Source organism: Tardiphaga sp., from assembly GCF_044340795.1.
GTDB lineage: Bacteria > Pseudomonadota > Alphaproteobacteria > Rhizobiales > Xanthobacteraceae > Tardiphaga.
This window is the reverse complement of record NZ_JBIISY010000096.1, coordinates 1-21,941: the sequence shown is the minus strand read 5'-3', so window position 1 is coordinate 21,941 and position 21,941 is coordinate 1. Positions and strand designations below refer to the sequence as shown.

Genomic DNA, 21,941 nt, shown 5'->3' with positions numbered 1-21,941 from the left:
ACAAGCGGCTGGGTTGGCATCGGCTTCCTCCGCCAGTTTCTCAAGCATCCGGTTGCGGTTTGCGTACCGGCTGGGCCACGAGCTTTCCGCAGCTCATTCCAGAGCCCGATGAGTTTTGCTGCTTGGTGTTCTCCATGGCGAGCCCTCGAGCAATTTAGGAGTCACTAACCAGCTAGGCATCTTCCGCGCGGTCCCGGTGTCCTCCTTAGCAATAGGGGCGCACCTAGGCTCAACCCGCGGACTAAGCTTACGGCGCGCACGGCTGAGCACGAGTGTCGGCGAAGAGATCGACTGAGCGGTGCTACGGGTGGCCTTCAGGTCGCCTGAAAGCAGCTAAATTTTACAAATCGGCCTAACCATCGGTTAAGCCGCTTCGACAAGCGTTTACATGCAACGCAACCGGATGATAGCTTTGTCGTTAAGCTATGCTATGTTCGAGTATACAATTCGAAAGATCGACAATCGGTATGTGGTGCTGGCGGACGAGCAGCCCCAACTCACGTTTGACTCGCTTGCCTCCGCAGAAGCCGCGATTGCAGAAGTGGCAGCTTTGGCCTCACGCCCCGCTATCGCTTGGCCAGAACGCGGCGAAACGGCAGCGGCAATTGCCTGCTGAGCCATCGACCGGATGCTCAGCGCAAAGATGCTCTGCACTCACCTTCTGCGTGTCACCTCCATCCTAAGGGCGTTGTCGGTCTTCGACCAGACCGCGGTCGCTGGATAGAGCTAAATGGCGGTATTCAGAGTGGGCGCTCTTATGGAAAGCGAGCGCGGATGTCATTCGTAAGCTCTTCGATTGAAAGTGTCGGGCGCGAGACATACGTGATTAACAGTCGCGAAATCGCAAAGGGATATTGTTACGCTCAGACACAAAAGGGAGCCTTAGCCATGAGCGGAAACGTTTGCGCGGGATGTCGGGACGAAAACACGCTTCCATTTGAGTTCAAGATGGCTTTCCAGCCGATCGTTGACGTCAGCGCGAGAAGGGTTTGGGGATACGAGGCGTTGATCCGGGGTACGAATGGCGAGTCCGCGCACTCCATCCTCAGTCAGGTTACGGAAGAGAATCGCTACCGCTTCGACCAACGCGCGCGTGTGATGGCGATCGAGACCGCTGGCCAACTCTTTGGCCACGATGACATTATGCTCTCGATCAACTTCATGCCTAACGCGGTCTATGAGCCAAACGCATGCATTCAAAAGTCTTTAGCCGCAGCTCGGCGGGCTAATTTCCCTCATAAAAGGCTCATGTTCGAGTTTACCGAAAACGAGAAGATGACCGATACGCAGCATGTCAAGCGTATCGTTGCTGCCTATCGCAAGCTCGGCTTCATCACTGCTCTTGACGACTTCGGTGCCGGTTATGCGGGCCTTGGCCTGCTCTCGCAGATGCAGCCCGACCTCATCAAAATAGATATGGAATTGTTGCGCGACATTCACCTCAGCCAGCCAAAACAGGTGATCATTGCCGGCTTGGTCCAAATAGCCAACGCGCTTGATATCGTTGTTCTGGCTGAGGGCGTTGAAAATGAAGCTGAACTCACGGTGTTGCGAGCGGCCGGCATCACACTCTTCCAGGGCTATTATTTCGCGAAGCCCGGTTTGATGTCGTTACCGCACGTATCCGGCGTTGACCTTTCACTCGATCGCGCCGCGATCTGATCGGTTGCAAGAAACTCTTGGTGCCAGCCCGTACATGATATTTAGGAAGCGGCTTTGCGCCTTCCGCATCTGTGCGTGAGCGCTGAGCTCAGGCGCGTTGGTCTCGTTGAGCTTAAAAGCCTTGCACGATCTAACGACGAGGCCGTGATGTTCTCCCGCCCCTCCATCGATGTTCTTTTCGAAACCGCTGCAGAGGCCCGATGGACCGGATCTGGTTGCCGTCGTGCTTACCGGTGCCAACAGCGACGGATCCGCGGGGCTGAAGTCCATTCTCTAGGCTGGTGGATGGGCCTGATTCAAAAACCCGCCGGCATTCGCGTCGACTATGCCGCTATCAGCCATCGCTAGGTGTCCCGACGGCCAAGTCATGTCGCTGAAGGAGATCTCGGAATCTCTCAAAAAGCAATAGACGCGTCATGCATCCCGTTCCGTTTCTGCTGATCGACGACCTCGAGGAGAACCTGCTCTCCCTCGAAGCGCTGCCTCGCCGGGACGATCTCGTTCTTTTGAAAGCCCGATCGGACGACCAAGCCTCGGAACTGCTCTTGCAGAACGAGGTGGCGCCGGCGCTCGTCGATGTCCAGATGCCGGCGCTCGATGGCTTCGAACTAGCCGAGTTGACGCGCGGGAACGAGCGGACGCGACGGATTCTCGTATTTTCGTAACCGCAGGAAGCGCCGACGGTCAGCGCCGTTCCGCGGTTACGAGGCGGGCGCGGTCGACTTCATTCAGAAGCCGATCGAACCCGACGTGCGCGAAGTAAGCCAGAGGTTTTCTTCGAGCTCTATAGGCAACGGCAACAGCTCGCGGCGCAACGAGTCGAATTGAAGGCCTATGCGGAGGCGCTCGACGAGGCCGGCCGCCAAAAGGACAGGCACCCCGTCACGCTGACTAAGGCTCTGACGAGACACGAAATAACTCGAGCGCAGCAGGATGTCTTCTTGCGCGAGATCAGCCATCGAATCAAGAACCTCTTCAGTCTAACCTCGGGCCTGATCATGTTGAGCGCCAGGACGGCCACGAGCGTGGGTGAGCTGACGACCGATCTCACCGAGCGATGAAATCGTTGGCACGGGCTCACGATCTGACGTTGCCGGATCTTAGAGATATGAACGATGTGGCTCCCTCGACGACCTCCGTCGTGGCACTGCTTAAAGCCATATTGGCGCCCCATGACGAACCGGGCTCCTCGCGCATCGCGATTTCTGGGCCGGACGTAGCCATTTCGGGCGCCACCTTGACCTCTTTCGCCTTGCTTCTGCATGAGCCTGCGACGAACGCGGCCAAATACGGCGCTTTGTCCACTTCCGCCGGCCGATTGCAGATCGGCTTGACGGTGGAAGGAGGCGACCTTCGCCTGGAATGCACCCGAATATGCTTCGCACCCCCCACCGGCTCCATCGGAGCGGGAAGGTTTCGGCAAAACTCTGGATAAATCGGTTTTGCGCGGCCTACAGGGCACATTGAAGCGGGGAATGGCGAGATACGGGCCTGTGGCTGTCGATCGTCATCCCACTGTCCGGTTTAGCGCGGAACAGGCCAGTATTGTCCCGTCGAAGATTCAGCGTCCTCCGCCCCTTTTCACGCGTGTTCTCCACGGGGCTTCACCGATTTTTCTTCGGGACTGAAACCAATAGCCGTCTCAAGCGTATTGCGAGCTTACACGAAATCCCTCCTATTGTCCCTCGATGACCTTTGATCAAACTGCCGCCAATTTAATCGACGATGAAAGCCGCTACCGGATCCTGATCGAAGCGGTAAAGGACTACGCGATATATATGTTGGATCCGTCGGGCATCGTGGCCAGCTGGAACCCTGGCGCGGAGCGATTTAAAGGGTATCGCGCGGACGAGATCGTTGGTCATCACTTCTCCCGCTTCTACACCGCGGAGGACCAGGCGACCGGTCTGCCGATCCGGGCGCTGGAAACAGCACTGAGAGAGGGAAAATTCGAGGCCGAAGGCTGGCGGGTTCGCCAGGACGGTGGGAAATTCTGGGCCTATGTGGTCATAGATCCAATCATCGCCGCCGACGGCACGCACCTCGGTTTCGTCAAGATCACCCGCGACCTCACGGAACGGAAACTAGCCCAAGACGCCTTGAGGCAGAGCCAGGAGCAGTTTCGCCTACTTGTTCAGGGCGTGACGGACTACGCGATCTTTATGCTGGATCCTTCGGGACGCATCAACAGCTGGAACGCTGGCGCCCAGCGTATCAAGGGCTACGCACCGGACGAGATCATCGGCGAGCACTTCTCTCGGTTCTATACCGACGAGGACCGGCTGTCGGGCGAGCCACAGAAGGCGCTGGACCGCGTACACAGCGACGGCCGTTTTGAACACGAAGGCTGGCGTTTGCGAAAAAACGGCGAGCGCTTCTGGGCCCACGTCGTCATCGATCCCATCAAGGCCGACGATGGCAAGCTCGTCGGCTTCGCAAAAATCACACGGGATATTACCGAAAGGCGGGAAGCCGCTGCGGCTCTTGATAAGGCCCGGGAAGCGCTGTTCCAGTCGCAGAAGCTCGAGGCAATTGGTAGGCTCACGGGTGGCGTAGCGCACGATTTCAACAATCTCCTCATGGCCATCATGGGCAGTCTGTCGATGTTGCGAAAGTTGCTGCCGGATAATCCGCGCGCCAGAAAGCTGCTAGAGAACGCGGTTCATGGTGCCGAACGCGGTGCGACTCTTACCAAACGAATGCTTGCCTTCGCCCGCCGTCAGGAGCTGCATCCCGAACCGATCGACATGCAGCTTCTTGTCTATGGAATGACGGATCTTTTGAGCCAGACCGTCGGCCCGGCGGTGAGGATTGAAACACGTTTCGCGCACGGAAAGAGTGTCGTCCTGGCGGACGCCAACCAGCTTGAAATGGCACTTTTGAATCTCGTAGTGAACGCGCGGGATGCGATGACCGGCGGCGACGGGAAGATCGTCATTTCGGTGAGGGCTACCGATGACGCTGGCACGCTTTCTTCGGTTCCGACGCACATCTGCATCGCGGTGGCGGACGACGGAGCCGGCATGGACGAGGCGACCTTACGTCAGGCGACCGATCCATTTTTCACGACGAAGGGAGTCGGAAAGGGAACAGGGCTCGGACTTTCGATGGTTCACGGACTGTGCGAACAATCGGGCGGCCGCTTCGTGCTTCGCAGTAAGCCCGGCGAAGGGACGACGGCCGAGCTTTGGCTTCCGATCGCCAACCAAGAGATTCATCCCATTTCGACCGAGACAGAAACGCTGGTCGCCCGAGTGGATGCACGGAAAATTCTCGTTGTCGACGACGATCCGCTTGTCCTGATGAGCGCGGTCGCCATGCTGGAGGATCTCGGGCATTCGGTGATCGATGCCCCTTCGGGAGCGCGCGCGATTTCCATTCTCGAGGAGGATAGGGACGTGCAACTCATCATTACCGACCAAGCCATGCCTGAAATGACCGGCACACAATTGATTGAGATTGTAAGGACACGCTGGCCCGGACTTCCGATCGTGTTAGCGACAGGTTACGCGGAATATCAAGCTGGCACGGGCTCCGACTGTCTGCGCCTCGCCAAACCGTTCACGCAATTCGATCTCGGCAGAGCCGTAGGGGATGCCTTTCGGGGCTAAAGTGCTGCGGTCATCGCTTATGCTCGGTCGCTTGCACTCCGACTGCTGCGTCAATATGCGCGGACCATCTTCATTTCGAGCCCTTGGCCGTTTCTTCGAGCACGTTCGGGCTCGTGATTTCGCCATTATCGGACTCGGACGGCATTTTCGGCTTCAATGCTTCGCCGGCTACCGAGTCGCGGATCGGAATGTTAAGCTGGAAGCGGGTCCCGTTCGGCATATTCGGTACGATCGTGATCTCGCCGTTCAGTTGCCGGAGCATCGCCGTCACCACGCGGAGGCCGAGGCTATTGCGAGGCGCGTTCAGATCGAAACCCATAGGAAGACCCTTGCCTTGGTCGGCAACTTCTACGGATACAAAATCGGAGCAGTGCTTGACCGACACATGGATTGATCCGGTGACGTCTAGAAAGGCGTGTTTGGCCGCGTTGGTGACGAGCTCGTTCACCAGGAGGCCCAGCGGAATGGCTTTGTCGGCGGAAAGAAGCATGTTGTCGCACGCGTAGGTCACGCTGTGCCCGAATGAAAAATCTTGCAACCGTGCGCAGAGGGCTCCGACGAAGTCGGAAAGTTCAACGAAGCCGACCTGCGCGCTTTTCCACAGGTGATCGTGAACCTCCGCGATGGAGACGACCCGCGCGGCAGCGCTCTCCAAGGCCTTGCGCACCTCCGCGATGTCGGACGCCTTGGCTTGAAGATGAAGGAGGCCGGCAACCGAAGCGAGACTGTTTTTCACGCGATGGCTCATCTCCCGCGAAAGCGTTTCCTGGTGCTCCGCCAGCTCTCGTAGTCGTTGGTCCGATTGCTGGCGCTCTATCGCTATGCCAAGCAGTGCCGCGAAACCAGCCAGAAATCCAGCATCTGCCGTATCGAACTGCCCTGGGTCTGGACTATCAACTTCCAAAATGCCGAAGGGTGCCTCTCCGTCGCCCCCTTTCCTGATCAGGACGTTCACGGCGCGCTTGATTCCGTGCGATGCCAACAGAGCGGGCGTCCGAAAACGCGTCTCTTCAGCCAGATGGTTGGAAATAATAGCGGTTCCGGTGCGATAGGCGAACCCGGCCGGAGAATCCAGATCGGCCCCAAGGCTGGCCTGATCGATCGTGCCCTCGCGCCACCCGACCCCGGCGCGGACCACAAGCCGGACCAACCCGGCATCGTATTCCAAGACCTTCGCGAAAGGGGCATTCAAGCCTTTGGCCGATAGTTCGCAAGCTCGTTGGAGAGTCCCCGGCAAATCGCGCATTTGCAATGCCGAACGACCGAATTCGACAAGCAACGTCTGCTGATGGAGGCGATATGCGAGTTCGTCTCGTCCGACCTCGTCGGTCATATTGTATCCTGTAACGCGATTGTTCGTGAGTAGGGTGGAGCTATCTTCGATGCGTCGCAAGACAATCTTCGACTGGAACCTCGTAGAGTTAGAAAGAAATTTATTCTCGAACGTGGCGGCACTTGGAACCGGCAGTGGTTTTGCTCTCTCTGAGAGTTCGAGGTTAAGCCAGTCAGTCTTTCGCATCGCCGGTAGAGCCGTTCCCGGCACCGTTTTGCTTCCGATAATGCGCGAGAACCGACAACCTTATCGCTGATGAAAGATTCTTATGCGCACGCTGCCTATCCACTTCGTTCACGAGCTCCGACAGTGTCATGCCTCGACCGTCCGCAATTTCCTTCAGGCCGCTCCAGAACGCCTCCTCCAGACTAACGCTCGTTTTGTGTCCGCGTAAATTGATGGATCGCTTCGCAACCGGCGATTTCATTCGGCCCCTCCTGCTGTCTGCGATCCGCCGTAAAGGCATAACTGTAGTACGGGCGACGGACTCCGCAACTCCCTTAAAGCTTGCAGATGGAGAGCCGCCCCCTAGGTAAGCTCGTGACCTTAGTCCCAGGCGCCTGCGACGACGGGCGTCATCGAAAATATCGAATCATGTCGGGCATCGGACTGAAGGATCGGTCGCCGGGCGATACTATGTGCCGTTGGAGGTATCATGCCGGTTTACCCATCTCAACATACTGTATGATTCGGGAGCGACCTTTATGGATCGCGATGGCGCAGAGTTTACAGACGAAGGCGCCGCAGTCGCCGAGGCACATGTTGGGTTGAGAGACTCGCTGCCGCGATTCGAGAGTCGACTTCAGCACCGAGAGCCATTCGGATCTCAGATGGAGCTGGACATGAGGTCGCGACCGTCGCGCGGCACGACGTTATCCCGTCGCACTGGATGCGCGAGTTTTAGTCTGTCGCAGTTCGTCATCGGATAAGCGCCGTTGCGGATCTACTGCCGTTCAATGGGCTAGGCTTCTTCGCAGCGTTACGTTGAGTTGGAAATCGACGGCGACGGCCCACGCAGCGCCGCGGTTGTTGACCCTGCCCGCATACGCCGCCGTCATCTTTCTTTTCCGTCGGTGAAAGAGTTCCGCCCAGCGACAGACGCGTTGGTGCTGTTCTTGCCAGCTTTTTCTCCGGCCCACCGGCGCCTGTCCGAATGCCGTGTTTGAAAACAATGCTACGGCGAACTGGCGTAAGCAAAGCACATGCTTCTTCCTGGCCCTTCGCTCGCTGTTCCCTAATTCGCGAACTGCTCAAATCTATGGCTCCATAAGCCTTAACAATGCCCCGCAGTACATTTCGTTAGCTACGAAACCGATTGGGTGACGCTTTGCCGGCAAAAATGAATGCGGACGATAATCGCGACGCGTGAGCAAAGATAAGTTTACCAGTCGCCCTCCCAGAATGACTGCATGGATTTGAGATGTGAAAATCGAGCTTGATGATGAGTCTAGTCGCCGCGTTGATCTATTGGGTAATCGTTTGCGTCTGGTCCGCCGTCCTCGTGACCGTGGCGGTCGCCTTCGCGAGGTACAAGGGCACGCTCGGCACGGGGAAACTTCTCCTGATCGTCGTGACGATCGACACGGCGCGGAGCGTCGTCGAGAACATATACTTCGGCGCCTACTTCGGGTTGCAGTACGGCCTCTTCCCTGTCGAGATCGCCGGCATTTTGGGACAACCCTTCCTATTGTTTATCCCAAAGCTGCTGAACGTCGTCGCAGCGACAATCGTCCTATCGTTACTGGTGTTCCGCTGGTTGCCTTTGACCCAGCGTGAGAAAGCACGAACCGAGATGACGGTTAGGCACATATCGGAAGCGTTTCGCCGCGAGGTCGAAGAGCACCGTCGATTGTTCGAGGCATCCGTTGATCCATCGCCAGCTCTATCATAGTGCTGGCGCATAATCTTGGCCTATCGGTTACGGCGGAAGGAGTTGAGACCGAAGCGCAGGAGGCATTTTTGCGCGCGAAGAATTGCGATGAGGTGCAAGGCTTCAGATATTCGCGACCGTTACCGCAACGCGAGGTCGAGTACCTTTTGGCACGAAGCCGCACGGGCGAGCTACGCTCCGTTTAACCCTGATGATCCGCGAGGAAATGTTTGGCTGCGGTCGGCACATTCTCGGCGGCAGCTTCCATCGAAGTGTAGACCCCAATCAGCTGTTCTTTCCTGCCGTCCGGCCAAGTGATCTGGATAGCCCAACCTCGGTAATTACCAAGTTCAATTACTTCGAAACGAGTAGACATTCGACCTCCTTCTGGTCGTTACAAGTCACTCTGTCCATCTCGGATAGCATTATCGCGGATTCGACGCCATCGCCCACTACGCGCATTTTGCGGATGTTACACCCGACCGACCTGTCGAAGTCTCATGCTTCGGCATTCGTCTGGATTCGGCGGAGAAGATGAGCGGTCGACGGGCTCCCAGCAAGTTCGAGACGGACGTAGCGCCTCGGCAGCCGACTATGCCAGTTCAGCGCCAGCCTTCTGCATGTTCACCGACATGTCGTTCGTCAGCGCACTCTGCTCCTCAACGGCCGCGGCCGTCGAACTCATGAACTCGTTGACCGTCGCAATCGCCGTCTTGATCGTGGCGATGGCACCGAGCACATCGCCGCTCACACCGCTGAGTCCGTCGATCTCGCTTGTTTTTCGGTTGCCTGCTTGGCCTGATTGGCGAGATTCTTCACTTCGGAAACGACGACGGCGAATCCGCGCCCAGCCTCGCCGGCACGAGCCGATTCTATCGTTGCGTTGCGCGCGAGGAGATTGATCCGGCTGGCGATGATGTACCCATCAGCGTTTCTTATGATCGAAGCAAGCTTGATCGCCGGATTGCAATTATGCGGAATTGCTCCTCGCTTGGCACATGAGCGGGGTAGCTTCTCGTCGTTGCGGGGCAGGTAGTGAGGTCGAACGGTCGGCATAGGTTGAGATGCATAACAGCGATTGCGAACGCTTCCAGCGGTCCTCCCCAACATGTGACTGAGTCGAGTTGGTCATAAGCGTGAGGTTAGACCCAAGCCTATTAGCTGTCGGGTCCGGCAAACACGCGGTGCTCCCACCGAATGAGCATTGGCGCGAAGAAGTTGCGTCGCGAGCCTCCTAAGCGCCAGGTCCTAAGGTCTCGGCAAGCGAGATGAGAGAGCGCCTCACCTTTACGTCCTCGATGGCCATCATTGCCCGGACCATCCTGAGGCCGTCGCCCGTGGCGAGGAACTCAGTGATTGGAGAGCCTTCGGCAACTTGTGGGGTGAATCCTCCGGTCATGAGCTCGACAACGTTGCAACCCAAGGCGTCGGCGATCTCGTGCAGGCGCGCAGAACTGACGCGATTGGTGCCCTTTTCGTATTTCTGAACTTGCTGGAAAGACACGCCAAGCTCTGTGCCCAATTTTTCCTGGCTCATATCAGCTTGCAGGCGCTTCGCCCTGATGCGAAGGCCGATCTCCGCATCCTTTTGGCTAACACTTCTTGGTTTCAGAATGGCCATAACAAATCCTTGAGGGGTGACGAGCAGCTCTAAGCTTTCGCACTGAGTGGATGGTTCACGATAGCCGATCGCGATTGCGCTCGAAAGCGTGCCGTGCGCCACAATTGCACACGGCCGCTTAGCAGTTTCGTCAGTATTAGCCCGAAGCGCGAGCCAGAGACTAAGCTGCGCGGATCTGCGAAAGAAACTGGGCTACCGCGGATTGCAGCATATTCGCTTGTCCATCAAGGTCTCGCGCGCTGCTTAACACTTCGCTCGCGGCCGCCCCGGTTGCGGACGCCGCAGCGCGAACGCCACCGATGTTCGTGGTGATCTCGCTCGAACCGGATGCCGCGGCTTGGATGTTTCGCGCGATTTCACGAGTCGCGGCGCCCTGTTCCTCGACGGCCGATGAAATCACCATCGAGATCTCGTTCATCCTTTCGATGGTGGAGCTGATGCTTCCAATCGCCGCGACCGCGTCGCTCGTCGTCGATTGCATGCTCGCCACTTGAGCAGTAATTTCGTCGGTCGCTTTTGCCGTCTGCGTGGCAAGAGCTTTGACCTCGGACGCGACGACTGCAAAGCCACGGCCCGCGTCGCCGGCACGCGCGGCCTCGATCGTCGCATTCAATGCCAGCAGGTTCGTTTGAGCTGCGATCGTATCGATGAGCTGCACGACGACACCGATCTTCTCTGCCGCGCCCGACAACATCTGAACGGTTGCGTTAGTCCGATCCGCTTCTCCCACTGCTTGCCTGGCTATGGCTGTCGACTGGGCGACCTGCCGCGAGATTTCCTCGACGGAGACCGTCAGCTCTTCGGCCGCCGCTGCGACGGTCTGCACGTTGTGCAACGCGTTTTCCGAGGCTGAGCTTACTGTGGCCACTTTGTCGCTGGCCTCATCGGCCGCACCGCTCATCGTGGAAGCGGTCTGCTGCATCTCTGCAGCCGATGCCGCTACCGATTTGACTACGCTGTTAATGCTGCGTTCGAATCCATCGGCTAGATCATTCATCGTTGACCGTCGCTCATCCGCTGACTTGCGCTGCACGGCGGCTTCCTCCTGTTCAAGAATGCGCATGCGCAGGGCATTGTCCTTGAACACCTGGACGGATCGCGCCATCGACCCGATCTCGTCGCGTCGGCCGCTTCCGGGAATCTCGGCTTCCAGCTCACCGGCAGCGAGCGTCTGCATCCTCGAACCGAGCGCGTCGAGCGGCCTGGTGATACCCCGGCCTATCAGCCAGGCGATCCCCCCCGCGACCACGGCTATCGCGAGAAGGGCCACAGCCAACGACCAGATGATGGGAGTCAGTTTTGCGTTCAGATCGTCGAGATAGGCCCCAGTCCCCACGAAAAGATTCCACTCCGGTACAGCCACCGCATATGAAAATTTGCGTATCAGTGCGTTGGAACCAGGTTTCATGTATTCATAGTAAAGGACCACGTCGCCCTTGGCGGCGACCCCATCGCGCAGTTCACGCGTCAATGCCCGGCCATTCGTCGGGACGTCCAGCCGGTTGGTGCCGAATTGTTTCGGGTCCGGCGTGACCAGGGCGACGCCGTTCATGTCGTACGCGAATATGTAGCCGTTCCCGTTTTCATAGGTCATCGTGCGGGCACGCTTGATGAATTCCGCTATAGCGGCATCTTTCGTCAGCTCGCCGTTTGCAGTTTGCTTCTGCAGTCCGAACGCCATATTGCGAGCGGTCTCTACGATCGCGCGCACCTGCTCCATACGCGAAGCCTGCATTTCACTGTTTACAAGACGGATAGCTTGGAGACCCGCGAGGCAGAGGCCGACGAGAGTCACACCGACCAAGAGGCCGAGCTTAGCAGACACAGGGAGGTCGTAGATTCGCTTCACCGATTAGCTCCAAAAGGCATGCAGTAACGTGGTGCCGTTACATAGAATATGCATGCGTTCATTAGAGCTCCGTTAATCGTGACGGGTCTTGTCGCGCTCGCTTCAGTAAACGTTTGCACTTCACTTCATGGGCGCCTGGTCTGAAGGGCCAATCTTTCGCTTGATGGAGCCTCCGCGCGCAAGCTTCGCTTTTCCGTTCAACCTGGCGGACTAACCGATCCACATTAGATTCGCTTAATCTTACCTACGTTGACATCAGCCCGCTTGAATTGCGTGTGAACTCAAAATCGCGACAAACGCGAATCAGAACACAACTGCAATATCAGGTAGTCGTTGCGCAGAAGGCAAATTTGATGCCGGGTGCGGCACGGTTAAATCGATGCTATTCCGGCCATTGCTCCTATTGCGGCGACACACATGATCGGGAGCGATAGAGGCGCTTCCTTGAGCACCATCGGCAGCCAAGCTGTAAGAAGAACCAGTGCGCCGAAAGCAACGAGCAGCATCATCTCGGCAGTCGTCCGTCGGTTTCACCAGATGAAAGTAGAGAACGGCTGCGCGCGTCTGCTCGCGGAGGCGCAGCCGTCTCGCTTACTGGAGGCCTTCTTCGGCTTCGACATTGACGACCGACTTTGCCAACGTGGAAAGCGCGGCATCGGTTGCCTTCTCTTCCTTGAGCGTCGCGTGGAGCAGAGTCACCGCGACCTTGAGGCCAAGTTCCTTCGCCCACGTCGAGAGCGTGCCGTACCTTAAAATCTCATAGTGCTCCACCGCCTGGGCCGAAGCGGCGAGACCGGCATCAAGCGCGGGCATGCAGCCGCGGATTGAGCCTGAGCAAACTCGGCACCGTGACACGTCGGTCCTACGCCTAACTTTTCAACGCGCGTACGTCCGAATACTATAGATGCACGGTCAGCTTGGTATTCACCCGCGACAACAAGCAGGTGATCAGCGTCCAGACCGATGGCGGTTGCACGAAGAAGGTCGCATTTTCGCTGAAGACGGGAACTACGCGTTCGACGCAGCCGAGACAGAGCCGACGAACACCAATTCCTTCTACGGATCCGGCGGCTACGTCATGTGGGCCAACGACACTTCTCGGCCAAAAAGATAAAGGCGCGCATCACGATCGCCTCGGGACTGGGGACCGATGTGTCGAAGTGCATGGACATGACGTTCGACCGAGATGCGTCGTCTCCCTGACCACCATACTGCCGTCACACTGACGGTATTAGGTTCGGATGCCATCGCAGCGGTGGCTGCGACAGCATCGAAGCTCGTTCGGAGATGACGTCATGCAGAACGATAAAAACGACCTGATAGAGCTCGACCGCTACTGGCGAGCAGCCAATTATTTGTCGGTGGGCCAGACTTATCTCCTCGACAATCCGCTACTCCGGGAGCCGCTGCGCCTCGACCACGTGAAGCCACGACTGCTTGGTCATTGGGGTACGACGCCCGGCCTGAACTTCATCTACGCGCATCTCAATCGCGTCATCCGCGCACGCGATCTCAATATGATCTACGTATGCGGACCGGGCCACGGCGGTCCCGGCATGGTGGCGAACACCTATCTGGAGGGGACCTACGCCGAGATCTATCCCGAGATCGGCAACGATGCCGACGGCCTTCGGAAGCTCTTCCGGCAGTTCTCCTTTCCGGGCGGCATTCCGAGCCACGCCGCTCCAGAAACGCCAGGCTCCATTCATGAGGGCGGCGAGCTCGGCTATGCCCTCCTCCACGCCTACGGTGCCGCCTTCGACAACCCGGACCTGATCGTCGCATGCGTCGTCGGTGACGGCGAAGCCGAAACCGGTCCCCTCGCGGCATCATGGCATTCGAACAAGTTCATCAACCCAGCACATGACGGCGCCGTTCTGCCGATCCTCCACCTCAACGGCTACAAGATCGCCAATCCGACGGTGCTCGGACGGATGTCGGACGACGAACTACGGAGCCTGTTCATCGGCTACGGCCATGATCCGTTCTTTGTGGAGGGCAGCGATCCGGCTTCGATGCACGCGACGATGGCGGAGACCATGGACACGGTCCTGGAACGCATCTCGGCGATCCAGACTGCCGCGCGCGAAGCCGATACGCGGACCTCGCGTCCGAACTGGCCGCTGATCGTCCTGCGAAGCCCGAAGGGTTGGACCGGACCGAAGGAAGTCGATGGCAAGAAGGTCGAGGGATTTTGGCGGGCTCACCAAGTCCCCATCTCCGATCCCCGAGGCAATGCCGACCACCTTGTCCAGCTCGAGCAATGGCTGCGGAGCTACCGGCCCGACGACCTGTTTGACGATCAGGGGCGTCTTGATGCCGGACTCCGCGCGCTCGCTCCAGAGGGCAAACGCCGAATGGGGAGCAATCCCAATGCCAACGGCGGCCTGCTGAAGCGCGAGTTGAAGCTTCCGGATTTCCGCGCGCATGCCGTGGACGTGCGCGAGCCTGGCGGCCGAATTGCGGAAGCGACCCGGGTCGTGGGTCAATTTCTACGCGATGTTATGAAGCTCAATCTGGAGGCGCGCAATTTCCGGATCATGGGTCCAGACGAGACCGCCTCCAATAGGCTCGATGCCGTGTTCGACGTCACCGGCCGCGCCTGGATGGAAAAGATCGAGGACTACGACGAACATCTGTCGCAGGACGGCCGCGTCATGGAGGTGCTGAGCGAGCATTTGTGCCAGGGTTGGCTGGAGGGCTACCTCCTGACCGGGCGGCACGGCTTCTTCTCCTGCTACGAAGCCTTCGTTCACATCGTGGACTCGATGTTCAATCAGCACGCAAAGTGGCTGAAGGTGTCGCGCGCCCTGCCGTGGCGCCGTCCGATCGCCTCATTCAACTACCTCCTAACGTCTCACGTCTGGCGTCAGGACCACAACGGATTCAGCCACCAAGATCCCGGCTTCGTCGATCACGTCGCCAACAAGAAGGCGGATATTGTACGGATCTACTTCCCGCCGGACGCCAACACTCTGCTCTGGATCACGGATCACTGCTTGCGGACCTACGACCGAATTAACGTCATCGTCGCGGGAAAGCAGCCCGCCCCGCAGTGGCTAACCATTGATCAGGCAGCGGTGCATTGCGCGGCTGGGATCGGCATCTGGTCGTGGGCGGGAACCGAAAAACCTGGACAGGAGCCGGACGTGGTCATGGCGTGCTGCGGCGATGTCCCGACGCTGGAGACGTTGGCTGCGGTCGATCTGCTGCGGAAACTCTTTCCGAGGCTCTCGATCCGCGTCGTCAACGTCGTGGATCTGATGACCTTGCAGGGTCGCGACCAGCATCCGCACGGCCTCAAGGATCGCGATTTCGACGGCATCTTCACACGCGACAAGCCGGTCATCTTCGCATTCCATGGATACCCGCATCTCATACATCGGCTCACCTACGCCCGGGCCAATCACGCAGGCATCCACGTGCGCGGCTTCGAAGAGGAAGGAACCACGACGACGCCTTTTGACATGGTCGTTCTCAACGAACTTGATCGTTTCCATCTGGCGATCGAGGTGATCGAGAGAGTGCCATCCCTCGGTCTCGCCGCCGCGGACGTCAAGCAGCATCTACAAGGGCGCCTGATCGAACACACACGCTACGTCCGCGAATACGGCGAGGACATGCCGGAGATCAGGGATTGGGGATGGCCCTACAAGACGGCGGCCGAGGCGGGCGATTGAGCTATGAGCGATCGAACGGTGCTCGTCCTCAATGCTGGTTCGTCAACGATTAAGATCGGCGTGTTCTCAATCGAGAAGAAAGGCGTGGCGCTCCGGTACAAAGGCCTGCTCGACAAACACGCGGCAGCGCCTCGCTTGCAGTTGCTCGATACGGCCGGAGCGGTCGTTTTCGAGGGGCACGCTGCCGGTCCATCGGGCGACGATACGCTTGATGAACTCCTCGCATGGCTGGATACGCAGACGGCTGTTGCTCAAGTGGCCGCTGTGGGACATCGCGTAGTACACGGCGGGTCGGACTTCCTCGATCCAGTCTTCGTTACGGCGGAGATCACGAAAAAACTTGCTGATCTCTCGCCGCTGGCGCCGCTTCATCAGACTAACTGCCTCGAACCGATCCTCGTCATCGCTTCGAGGCGCCCTGCAATGCCCCAAATCGCTTGTTTCGATACCGCCTTTCACCGGACGATCGATCCGGTATTGCGGCGTCTGCCGTTGCCGGGAAGGTTCGAGCGTAGAGGACTCCGAAAATACGGCTTTCACGGACTTTCCTATGAATACATCGCCTCCCGTTTGCCGAAAGTTTCGCCTCGGCTTGCCGTCGGCCGTGTCGTCATCGCACATCTGGGAAGTGGTGCCAGTCTTTGCGGAATGCGGGGCGGCAAGAGTATCGATACGACGATGGGACTGACGCCGCTCGATGGTCTCATGATGGCGACGCGGTGCGGATCCATCGACCCTGCCGCAGTGCTTTACATGCTCGATGCCGAGAAACCGGCGCCCGACGAACTGCAGCGTATGCTGTACGAACAATCCGGTTTGCTCGGCGTGTCAGGTGTGTCTGGCGACATGCGAACATTGCTTCAATCCCGCGTTCCGGAAGCAGGATTAGCAATCGACATGTTCTGTCGCCGGGTTGCTGCGGGTATCGTCTCGATGGCTCAAAGCCTTCAGGGATTGGATGGGATCGTTTTTACGGGCGGGATAGGAGAGAATAGCGACGTTGTTCGGCGGCGAGTTTGTGCGGAGTTATCCTGGTTGGGCGTCAATCTTAAGGCTCATGAGATCCCGGAAAATGGCCTGGTTTCCTCAGAGGAAGCGGTCGTTGAAGTCCGAGTAATGCGGACCAGCGAGGAAACGATGATTGCGGAGCACGTTGCGGTTGAACTGAGTGCGATGTAAGCATGTGGACGACGTGCGACGGGAAGCACGTTGATGCTATCTCGCCAACAGCAAATCCACCGCAACGCCTCTTTCATCTATCCAATGGACGGACACTGTGCTCGATCAAGCTTGCGTCTGCATCATCGACGATGAGGACCCCTCACGTGCGGCCTTGGCGACATTATTGGGCACCCGCGGTAAGACGACGGCAGTCAGGAAAAGCCGAGATGAACCGATCTCACTTCCAACATTGCCCACATTGCTTCCGAAGCCCAAGCCTGTAATCGTGCCGGGCGTATATCCGCCACGTCGTCGCCACGCCCACGCTCTGGAGCAACCGGCGCTCAGGCCAAATTGCTCGGCCCAGCGTTCGCTTCCTGCTGAAGGCGATCCAATGTATTCAGCAGGTCCGTTAAATCGTCGGCATCGTCCATGGCCATGCCGGTCTGCCAGCGCCCCTCGACGATCGCAGGCGCGTTAGCCTGCGTGTCCCAGACCGCCCAGCCGTTATCGAGGAGCCGCATCTCGTAGCGCATGACGAAGATCATGCGCCCACTCCCGCTGTCGTCAAGACGGCTGAGTCGACCTCTCCCCGCACCTGATCGCCGACTGCGACGGACCTTTTCCGCTTCGGCCGTGTTGGTTGGTCCCGACGGCCTAAGGAGGATTGAGATGAGCATTAGAGGCGAGATCAAAGAAGGCGCCGGCTTCGTCAAGGAAGAATTGAACGAGCACGGCAAAGATGCGGAGAGCAAGAAAAAGGCTCAAGAGGGCCGCGACCTTCGCAACGAGGGGCGGGTCGAGGACGGTAAAGCGCCGAAGACCACACCGCCAGGTTCCGGGCATCCTGAGAAGTGACTATCAGCCTGCCCTCACCGGCGGGCTTTTTGCTGTGTGAGGCATACGCGGGGCAGCGTTATTCCAGCGGCTGGTCCATCGTCGTCGATGGCTGTTCTTGGAGCGGGCATGTGTCACCACCACCGAAATCATCCTCGGGCCGCGGGTGCGCCGAGCTCCGCCTCGCGGCTCGATTGGGCCACTGCGCTCGATTGAATGCTTCAACCCGAACACGAATGCCGCTGATTAGACTTGTCGGAATTGGTTGAACCGACCGTTCACTACGTCGCTCAAGGCCGGGAGATCTCGGAAACTGTTTCCAGCGGCCGACGTTGGTTTTGCGAGTGACCCAACTCACTCACCCCCAGACAGAAGAAAGCCCCGATCTCCCCGGCCGGGGCTTTCGACTATTCGATCGAATTCGCCTCATGCCTACATCGAAATTGCATCCTGCCGAACCTTATCGGCCGTCGACTGTCGCTCATCTGCTGAAAAGTGCAGCCGCCCACCGCCGTCTGGCGAAGATGTTAGGGCCGGAGAATGAGTACCTTCCCAGTTTGATCGCAACCGCAGAGTTGTTTGAGGAACGAGCATGCGTTGCTCGCAAAAAGCCGCCCAGAGGATGAAAACTGGGCGGCTTTCGGCGCGGTGTCGGCATTGCGCAAGATGAGCTTCAACCGCACGCCATAGGCATATCGGTATTTAGCCTGTTTAGGAAGCCTGGCCTCCCTTGCCTCGCGCAGCATGGCGGCATGTGTTGCGCGATGCCGGACGACGCAGCATTGCCCTGTGGCGTCGCTCCGACTTCGTCGATGATAGCTTCTGCATCTGCAATACTCTCGAACAATCACTTTCTCTTAGCGGATGTAGGCGCTGTCTCTGCCACTGCCTTAACTGTGCGGAGAATGACGGATCTGAGCTCGGCCTCTCGGATCTGGGAGAAATACTTTACCAAAAGCTCTATCTCGCTCGACTTGGAGTATCGCCCGGTACCTGACATTCCTAAGATCATCTCGTGCAGCAACGCCGAATTAGTATCACTCAGTCGCGATTGCAGCCATAATGCCATTGACGAATGTCAGGCGGGACGAAAAAAGCTAGCCTCCGACCGTTCCAACCATGGACATTAGATGACCGAAATCATGGATGACATCGCGCTTCGGTGGGCGCTCCGAGACATCATTGCTCGGCGACATCGGTTCACCAAGGTAAGCGACGCGAAGATTCAACGGCTGCGAGAGCTCGGTCGGATCGAAGAGCGGGACGGCGAGCTATATGCTACTGATACCGGACACCGGGCACTGCCGTGATGGTGGACGGGCGACTTCACGACGTCATCACGCTGATCATATTTTTGGTGCTGGTCGTGACGATCATCCTGGCAACGAGGCGCAGTAAGCCGCCACCTCAATGGTGGTGACCAACTAGCCCGTAACTCGCCTCGACGACTATGGAATAGGATGGACAATGCGCGCTTCTGCAAAAATATTTGCCGTATCGACGGTTGCATTTGCCGTCTCGGCCTGGCGATACTTCGCGATTTCAACAGACGAATATTTGAGAAATGCCGCTGAAATCATGTCTAATCCAAACGGCGACGTCATCTGGCTTGAAAATTGGCAGCTTGATCGGAAAGTCTATTTCGGCTTTTTGTGCGTGAGCGGCTTGTCTTTCGTGATATCGTACATCTCGCTCTGGAAAGGCCAACAAGAGAGCGTGTCAAAAACTGGTCCCGCGCTCCCAGATGATCGCCACCGCGCGTCTGGAACAGGATGAACATGCGAGCTTCAGCTGTCGTCGCAAGTCTGTCTGGAATTGCTGCAGCATTGTTTGCCGCTTCGTATTTAGCAACCTCGAAAGTCTCGCATAAAGCGGAGCTTATACGCGTCAACCCGAACGGGGATATTGTTTGGCTCGAGCGTTGGGAGGCTGATCGCGCTACAAGTTTAGCTTGCGCGGTTATCTTTCTGCTGATCTTCATTTGCGCTCTCGTCGTTATGTACCGCGCTCGGCGCGACGAAATATAGATGTCCGCGCTGACGAATAAAGACCGCTGCACCTGTATGACCCTTGCATCTATTTCAAAACCGCTGAGCATTTCTTTTCTATCATTCCCGCTTCAACAGTGTTCTTAAGCTATTCCCACTCATCTTCGTTCGGCCAACGATTATGGTGCCAGTTTGCCCGATAGACCCATCAGGGTTTCTCTTCCAGGCCTCACACGGCACCCTGTCGAGTTCCGAAGGCCAGTTTTGAATGGTGTAAGTTTGCTGGGCCGAAGCTTCGCTTATCGCGAAAAACGATAATGGCACCATCAAAAAGCGCATCTTCAATCCTCCGTGCGAAGTTGAGTAGCGCTCGCGCCGTAATTCAACAACCGAGCGCGTCAAATCGAGAAGTCCGGCATAACGATGCCATCGATTGGATCGATGCTGTCCAACCTCTTGATCAATGCTGGCCAAGCGACCCAGAAAAGCTCAAGCGCTGTGTCTGCACAGACCTGCGAGTCAATACGAAGCCACACCTCTTGCGGAGCCCCGTCACGGAGATAGTGGAAGACGACGCACTGTCGAGTTTGACTGAAGTGAGGTGAACCTATCAAACTTGACGCAAGATCACGCATGCCGCGCCCGCGGAGCGTATCGTAGTTTCTCATAGCCGTCCCCTCATAGATTGAGCGCAAACCTCCCTCGCTCGCGGCCGAAGCGGCGACCATCGGGACTTTACGGAGAGGTGCTATGGAGGTGCCATCTAAAACCTGAAACTGTTAGATATCGTCTCGCAATAGCGAAAGCGGCGACACCGGCACTTGATGCTCGTCAAGTCGACGCTCGAACACTGAGCAACCGGATGCGGCATAATCACGCTGGGCTCCTTGCAAAGGCCAGCGGTCAGGAAGACGACGGGCAGTCTAAAACGAACCACTGAAAGTCCGGCAGATCGCCAAGCGTCCCAACTTGGTCGATCACCGCCTCTGCATCTTCAGCGCGCTCGAAAAGAAGCTGCGGCCGACCATCGGCCAGCACAACGAACCCTTCCTCGACTTGCATGATGGTGTAGCTCCCCATGCGGAGCGTAATACCAGACGCCTGTATTTGTGCCGCGCAACAACCTGTAAATGTTGTAACGGCAATAAGGACGCTTTCCACCGAGTTAACGGAACCTGAGAAACGTTGGCGGCATGGGATTTGAGCGAGATGCCGGCGGGTGTCGGCGTCCCCCGCTAGCCGACGGCGGATCTACTTGGGTCTTCGGAGCGCGGTAGCTCTAAGCCTAGATGCCGCCTTGTCGAGCGCATTCCGGTTTTGGCCTACATGCTTGATGAGTTCGATCGCTTCTTTGACCGAAATGCCATGCTTAAACGCCAGGAAGTCGGGCGTGTAGCCGCCGTCAACTGATGCTTTTGCATCATCCGCCATATTCCACCCGAGCTACTCCACGGACGTATATATGGCGTCTATCGGCATAACCACAATCTGCGGTTCCGCCGATCGCGTGATCGCTAAGGATTAATCCTAGAGAGCTGGAGATGTGTCCGGTAGAGGGCCGACGCTAAACCTCGGTTTCGTGTATCATCGTCGAGCAATGTCGGCCGAGGCAACATTTCCCCCACAGTCGTTTCACCTAGCCATTTTCCATTGCCAGCCCTCAGTCGCATGGGAGCTGCTTTTTTTGTCCCATTTGATTGTTGAAGCGCCATGCCGAGACCAGAAGAGCAAGACAAACAATTGATTATGGATATTCATGCTTTCGGCGGTTCCATGCGCGTCGCAGTAGACGCCCCGCTGAATTCATTCAAGAGACTGGAAGACCTCGGCTGGGCCGAGGGCCGTGCGACCAAAAAAGCCGTGCTCTACACCTTGACGCGCGCGGGGATCCGGGCGGCGAAACAACTTCGTCAAATGCGTCGGCCGGCTTAGTCATTCAGTGGGCGGTGGCCTTAGCGTCATTTTCAATGCGAAGATCATGAGCGCAGTTCGAAAAAGATCGATCTCACTCGGCCAAACGAAGACCAGCATTAGCCTGGAGGACGAGTTCTGGGATGCATTCAAGTCTATCGCACGAGCGCGAGGCTTGACCACGTCCCAACTTGTCGAGTCGATCGCAGCAGACAAGCAGAGAGGCAATCTCTCGTCCGTTGTTCGTGTCTTTGTCTTGAAGAGCGCCTTATCGGGCGGTAGTTCGTCGCAACTAAACTTCAAAGACTAGCCACGACACAAGCAGCGGCTGACAGTCGAGAGTTTGCAGGCATACAGCCAAGCCAGCCACATCGCCGCAAATGCACGCTTTTTTTTGCAAAGCTGAAGCCTCGCAGCT

The 21,941-nt window shown here is 57.6% G+C and carries 20 protein-coding genes and 3 pseudogenes; 12 read left to right on the top strand and 11 right to left on the bottom strand.

Annotated features, from left to right (window positions below; genetic code table 11):
* The first annotated feature begins 888 nt into the window (after nt 1-888).
* Together ACIQ17_RS16825 and ACIQ17_RS16820 are read left to right on the top strand one after the other, a co-directional pair.
* Nucleotides 889-1,662 carry an EAL domain-containing protein gene (locus ACIQ17_RS16825; protein ID WP_398470204.1) on the top strand — a complete coding sequence of 258 codons (774 nt, stop codon included), beginning with the start codon at nt 889-891 and terminating at the stop codon, nt 1,660-1,662.
* Nucleotides 1,663-2,078: 416 nt separating this feature from the next.
* Complete coding sequence (locus ACIQ17_RS16820) at nt 2,079-2,327, top strand: response regulator (RefSeq protein WP_398470203.1); 249 nt, start codon at nt 2,079-2,081, stop codon at nt 2,325-2,327.
* A gap of 63 nt (nt 2,328-2,390) precedes the next feature.
* Here the strand turns inward: ACIQ17_RS16820 and ACIQ17_RS16815 are convergent, their stop codons facing one another.
* Complete coding sequence (locus ACIQ17_RS16815; RefSeq protein WP_398470202.1) at nt 2,391-2,621, bottom strand: hypothetical protein; 231 nt, start codon at nt 2,619-2,621, stop codon at nt 2,391-2,393.
* 729 nt (nt 2,622-3,350) lie between these two features.
* Here ACIQ17_RS16815 and ACIQ17_RS16810 point away from each other — a divergent pair.
* On the top strand, nt 3,351-5,273 hold the full coding sequence (locus ACIQ17_RS16810) for a PAS domain S-box protein (RefSeq protein WP_398470201.1): 1,923 nt from the start codon (nt 3,351-3,353) through the stop codon (nt 5,271-5,273).
* Between the two features lie 70 nt (nt 5,274-5,343).
* Here ACIQ17_RS16810 and ACIQ17_RS16805 read toward each other — a convergent pair whose 3' ends face one another.
* A complete protein-coding gene (locus ACIQ17_RS16805; RefSeq protein WP_398470200.1) occupies nt 5,344-6,606 on the bottom strand; it encodes a sensor histidine kinase in 1,263 nt (420 codons plus the stop codon).
* Nucleotides 6,607-6,778: 172 nt separating this feature from the next.
* Nucleotides 6,779-7,033: a ribbon-helix-helix domain-containing protein gene (locus ACIQ17_RS16800; RefSeq protein WP_398470199.1), complete on the bottom strand. Its 255-nt coding sequence runs from the start codon at nt 7,031-7,033 to the stop codon at nt 6,779-6,781.
* A 1,014-nt stretch (nt 7,034-8,047) separates the two neighbouring features.
* Between ACIQ17_RS16800 and ACIQ17_RS16795 the strand changes: the two genes are divergently transcribed.
* Together ACIQ17_RS16795 and ACIQ17_RS16790 are read left to right on the top strand one after the other, a co-directional pair.
* Nucleotides 8,048-8,497, top strand: coding sequence for a hypothetical protein (locus ACIQ17_RS16795; RefSeq protein ID WP_398470198.1), 450 nt, complete (start codon nt 8,048-8,050; stop codon nt 8,495-8,497).
* Nucleotides 8,497-8,682 (top strand): EAL domain-containing protein, encoded by a 186-nt coding sequence (locus ACIQ17_RS16790; protein WP_398470197.1) that lies wholly within the window; start codon nt 8,497-8,499, stop codon nt 8,680-8,682. Before ACIQ17_RS16795 ends, ACIQ17_RS16790 begins: the two co-directional genes overlap by 1 nt.
* On the opposite strand, the gene ACIQ17_RS16785 is transcribed toward ACIQ17_RS16790, so the two are convergent.
* From ACIQ17_RS16785 to ACIQ17_RS16765, 5 genes and pseudogenes are all read right to left on the bottom strand, one after another.
* Nucleotides 8,679-8,852 carry a hypothetical protein gene (locus tag ACIQ17_RS16785; RefSeq protein ID WP_398470196.1) on the bottom strand — a complete coding sequence of 58 codons (174 nt, stop codon included), beginning with the start codon at nt 8,850-8,852 and terminating at the stop codon, nt 8,679-8,681. The genes ACIQ17_RS16790 and ACIQ17_RS16785 overlap by 4 nt on opposite strands.
* Nucleotides 8,853-9,068: 216 nt before the next feature.
* Nucleotides 9,069-9,391, bottom strand: a pseudogene (locus ACIQ17_RS16780) (methyl-accepting chemotaxis protein); the annotation flags it as partial.
* Nucleotides 9,392-9,710: 319 nt separating this feature from the next.
* Entirely contained in the window at nt 9,711-10,097 is a 387-nt protein-coding gene (locus ACIQ17_RS16775) for a helix-turn-helix domain-containing protein (protein ID WP_398470195.1), read from the bottom strand.
* Nucleotides 10,098-10,257: 160 nt separating this feature from the next.
* Nucleotides 10,258-11,946: a methyl-accepting chemotaxis protein gene (locus tag ACIQ17_RS16770; RefSeq protein ID WP_398470194.1), complete on the bottom strand. Its 1,689-nt coding sequence runs from the start codon at nt 11,944-11,946 to the stop codon at nt 10,258-10,260.
* A gap of 591 nt (nt 11,947-12,537) precedes the next feature.
* Nucleotides 12,538-12,756: pseudogene (locus ACIQ17_RS16765) on the bottom strand (ferritin-like domain-containing protein); the annotation flags it as partial.
* On the opposite strand from ACIQ17_RS16765, the pseudogene ACIQ17_RS16760 reads away from it, so the two are divergent.
* From ACIQ17_RS16760 to ACIQ17_RS16750, 3 genes and pseudogenes are all read left to right on the top strand, one after another.
* Nucleotides 12,744-13,149, top strand: a pseudogene (locus ACIQ17_RS16760) (hypothetical protein); the annotation flags it as partial. The pseudogenes ACIQ17_RS16765 and ACIQ17_RS16760 overlap by 13 nt on opposite strands.
* Before the next feature lie 92 nt (nt 13,150-13,241).
* Nucleotides 13,242-15,626 carry a phosphoketolase gene (locus ACIQ17_RS16755; RefSeq protein ID WP_398470193.1) on the top strand — a complete coding sequence of 795 codons (2,385 nt, stop codon included), beginning with the start codon at nt 13,242-13,244 and terminating at the stop codon, nt 15,624-15,626.
* Nucleotides 15,627-15,629: 3 nt separating this feature from the next.
* On the top strand, nt 15,630-16,805 hold the full coding sequence (locus ACIQ17_RS16750) for an acetate/propionate family kinase (protein ID WP_398470192.1): 1,176 nt from the start codon (nt 15,630-15,632) through the stop codon (nt 16,803-16,805).
* A 326-nt stretch (nt 16,806-17,131) separates the two neighbouring features.
* Here ACIQ17_RS16750 and ACIQ17_RS16745 read toward each other — a convergent pair whose 3' ends face one another.
* Nucleotides 17,132-17,335: a hypothetical protein gene (locus ACIQ17_RS16745; RefSeq protein ID WP_398470191.1), complete on the bottom strand. Its 204-nt coding sequence runs from the start codon at nt 17,333-17,335 to the stop codon at nt 17,132-17,134.
* A gap of 124 nt (nt 17,336-17,459) precedes the next feature.
* Here ACIQ17_RS16745 and ACIQ17_RS16740 point away from each other — a divergent pair, with 124 nt between their 5' ends.
* Both ACIQ17_RS16740 and ACIQ17_RS16735 read left to right on the top strand, forming a co-directional pair.
* Nucleotides 17,460-17,645 (top strand): hypothetical protein, encoded by a 186-nt coding sequence (locus tag ACIQ17_RS16740; protein WP_398470190.1) that lies wholly within the window; start codon nt 17,460-17,462, stop codon nt 17,643-17,645.
* 1,446 nt (nt 17,646-19,091) lie between these two features.
* Complete coding sequence (locus tag ACIQ17_RS16735; RefSeq protein ID WP_398470189.1) at nt 19,092-19,400, top strand: hypothetical protein; 309 nt, start codon at nt 19,092-19,094, stop codon at nt 19,398-19,400.
* A 1,115-nt stretch (nt 19,401-20,515) separates the two neighbouring features.
* Here ACIQ17_RS16735 and ACIQ17_RS16730 read toward each other — a convergent pair.
* Together ACIQ17_RS16730 and ACIQ17_RS16725 are read right to left on the bottom strand one after the other, a co-directional pair.
* Nucleotides 20,516-20,674 (bottom strand): hypothetical protein, encoded by a 159-nt coding sequence (locus tag ACIQ17_RS16730; RefSeq protein WP_398470188.1) that lies wholly within the window; start codon nt 20,672-20,674, stop codon nt 20,516-20,518.
* 189 nt (nt 20,675-20,863) lie between these two features.
* Nucleotides 20,864-21,043: a DUF3606 domain-containing protein gene (locus tag ACIQ17_RS16725; RefSeq protein ID WP_398470187.1), complete on the bottom strand. Its 180-nt coding sequence runs from the start codon at nt 21,041-21,043 to the stop codon at nt 20,864-20,866.
* 279 nt (nt 21,044-21,322) lie between these two features.
* On the opposite strand from ACIQ17_RS16725, the gene ACIQ17_RS16720 reads away from it, so the two are divergent.
* Both ACIQ17_RS16720 and ACIQ17_RS16715 read left to right on the top strand, forming a co-directional pair.
* Nucleotides 21,323-21,544, top strand: coding sequence for a hypothetical protein (locus ACIQ17_RS16720; RefSeq protein ID WP_398470186.1), 222 nt, complete (start codon nt 21,323-21,325; stop codon nt 21,542-21,544).
* A gap of 46 nt (nt 21,545-21,590) precedes the next feature.
* A complete protein-coding gene (locus ACIQ17_RS16715; RefSeq protein WP_398470185.1) occupies nt 21,591-21,833 on the top strand; it encodes a ribbon-helix-helix domain-containing protein in 243 nt (80 codons plus the stop codon).
* The last annotated feature ends 108 nt before the right edge of the window (nt 21,834-21,941 follow it).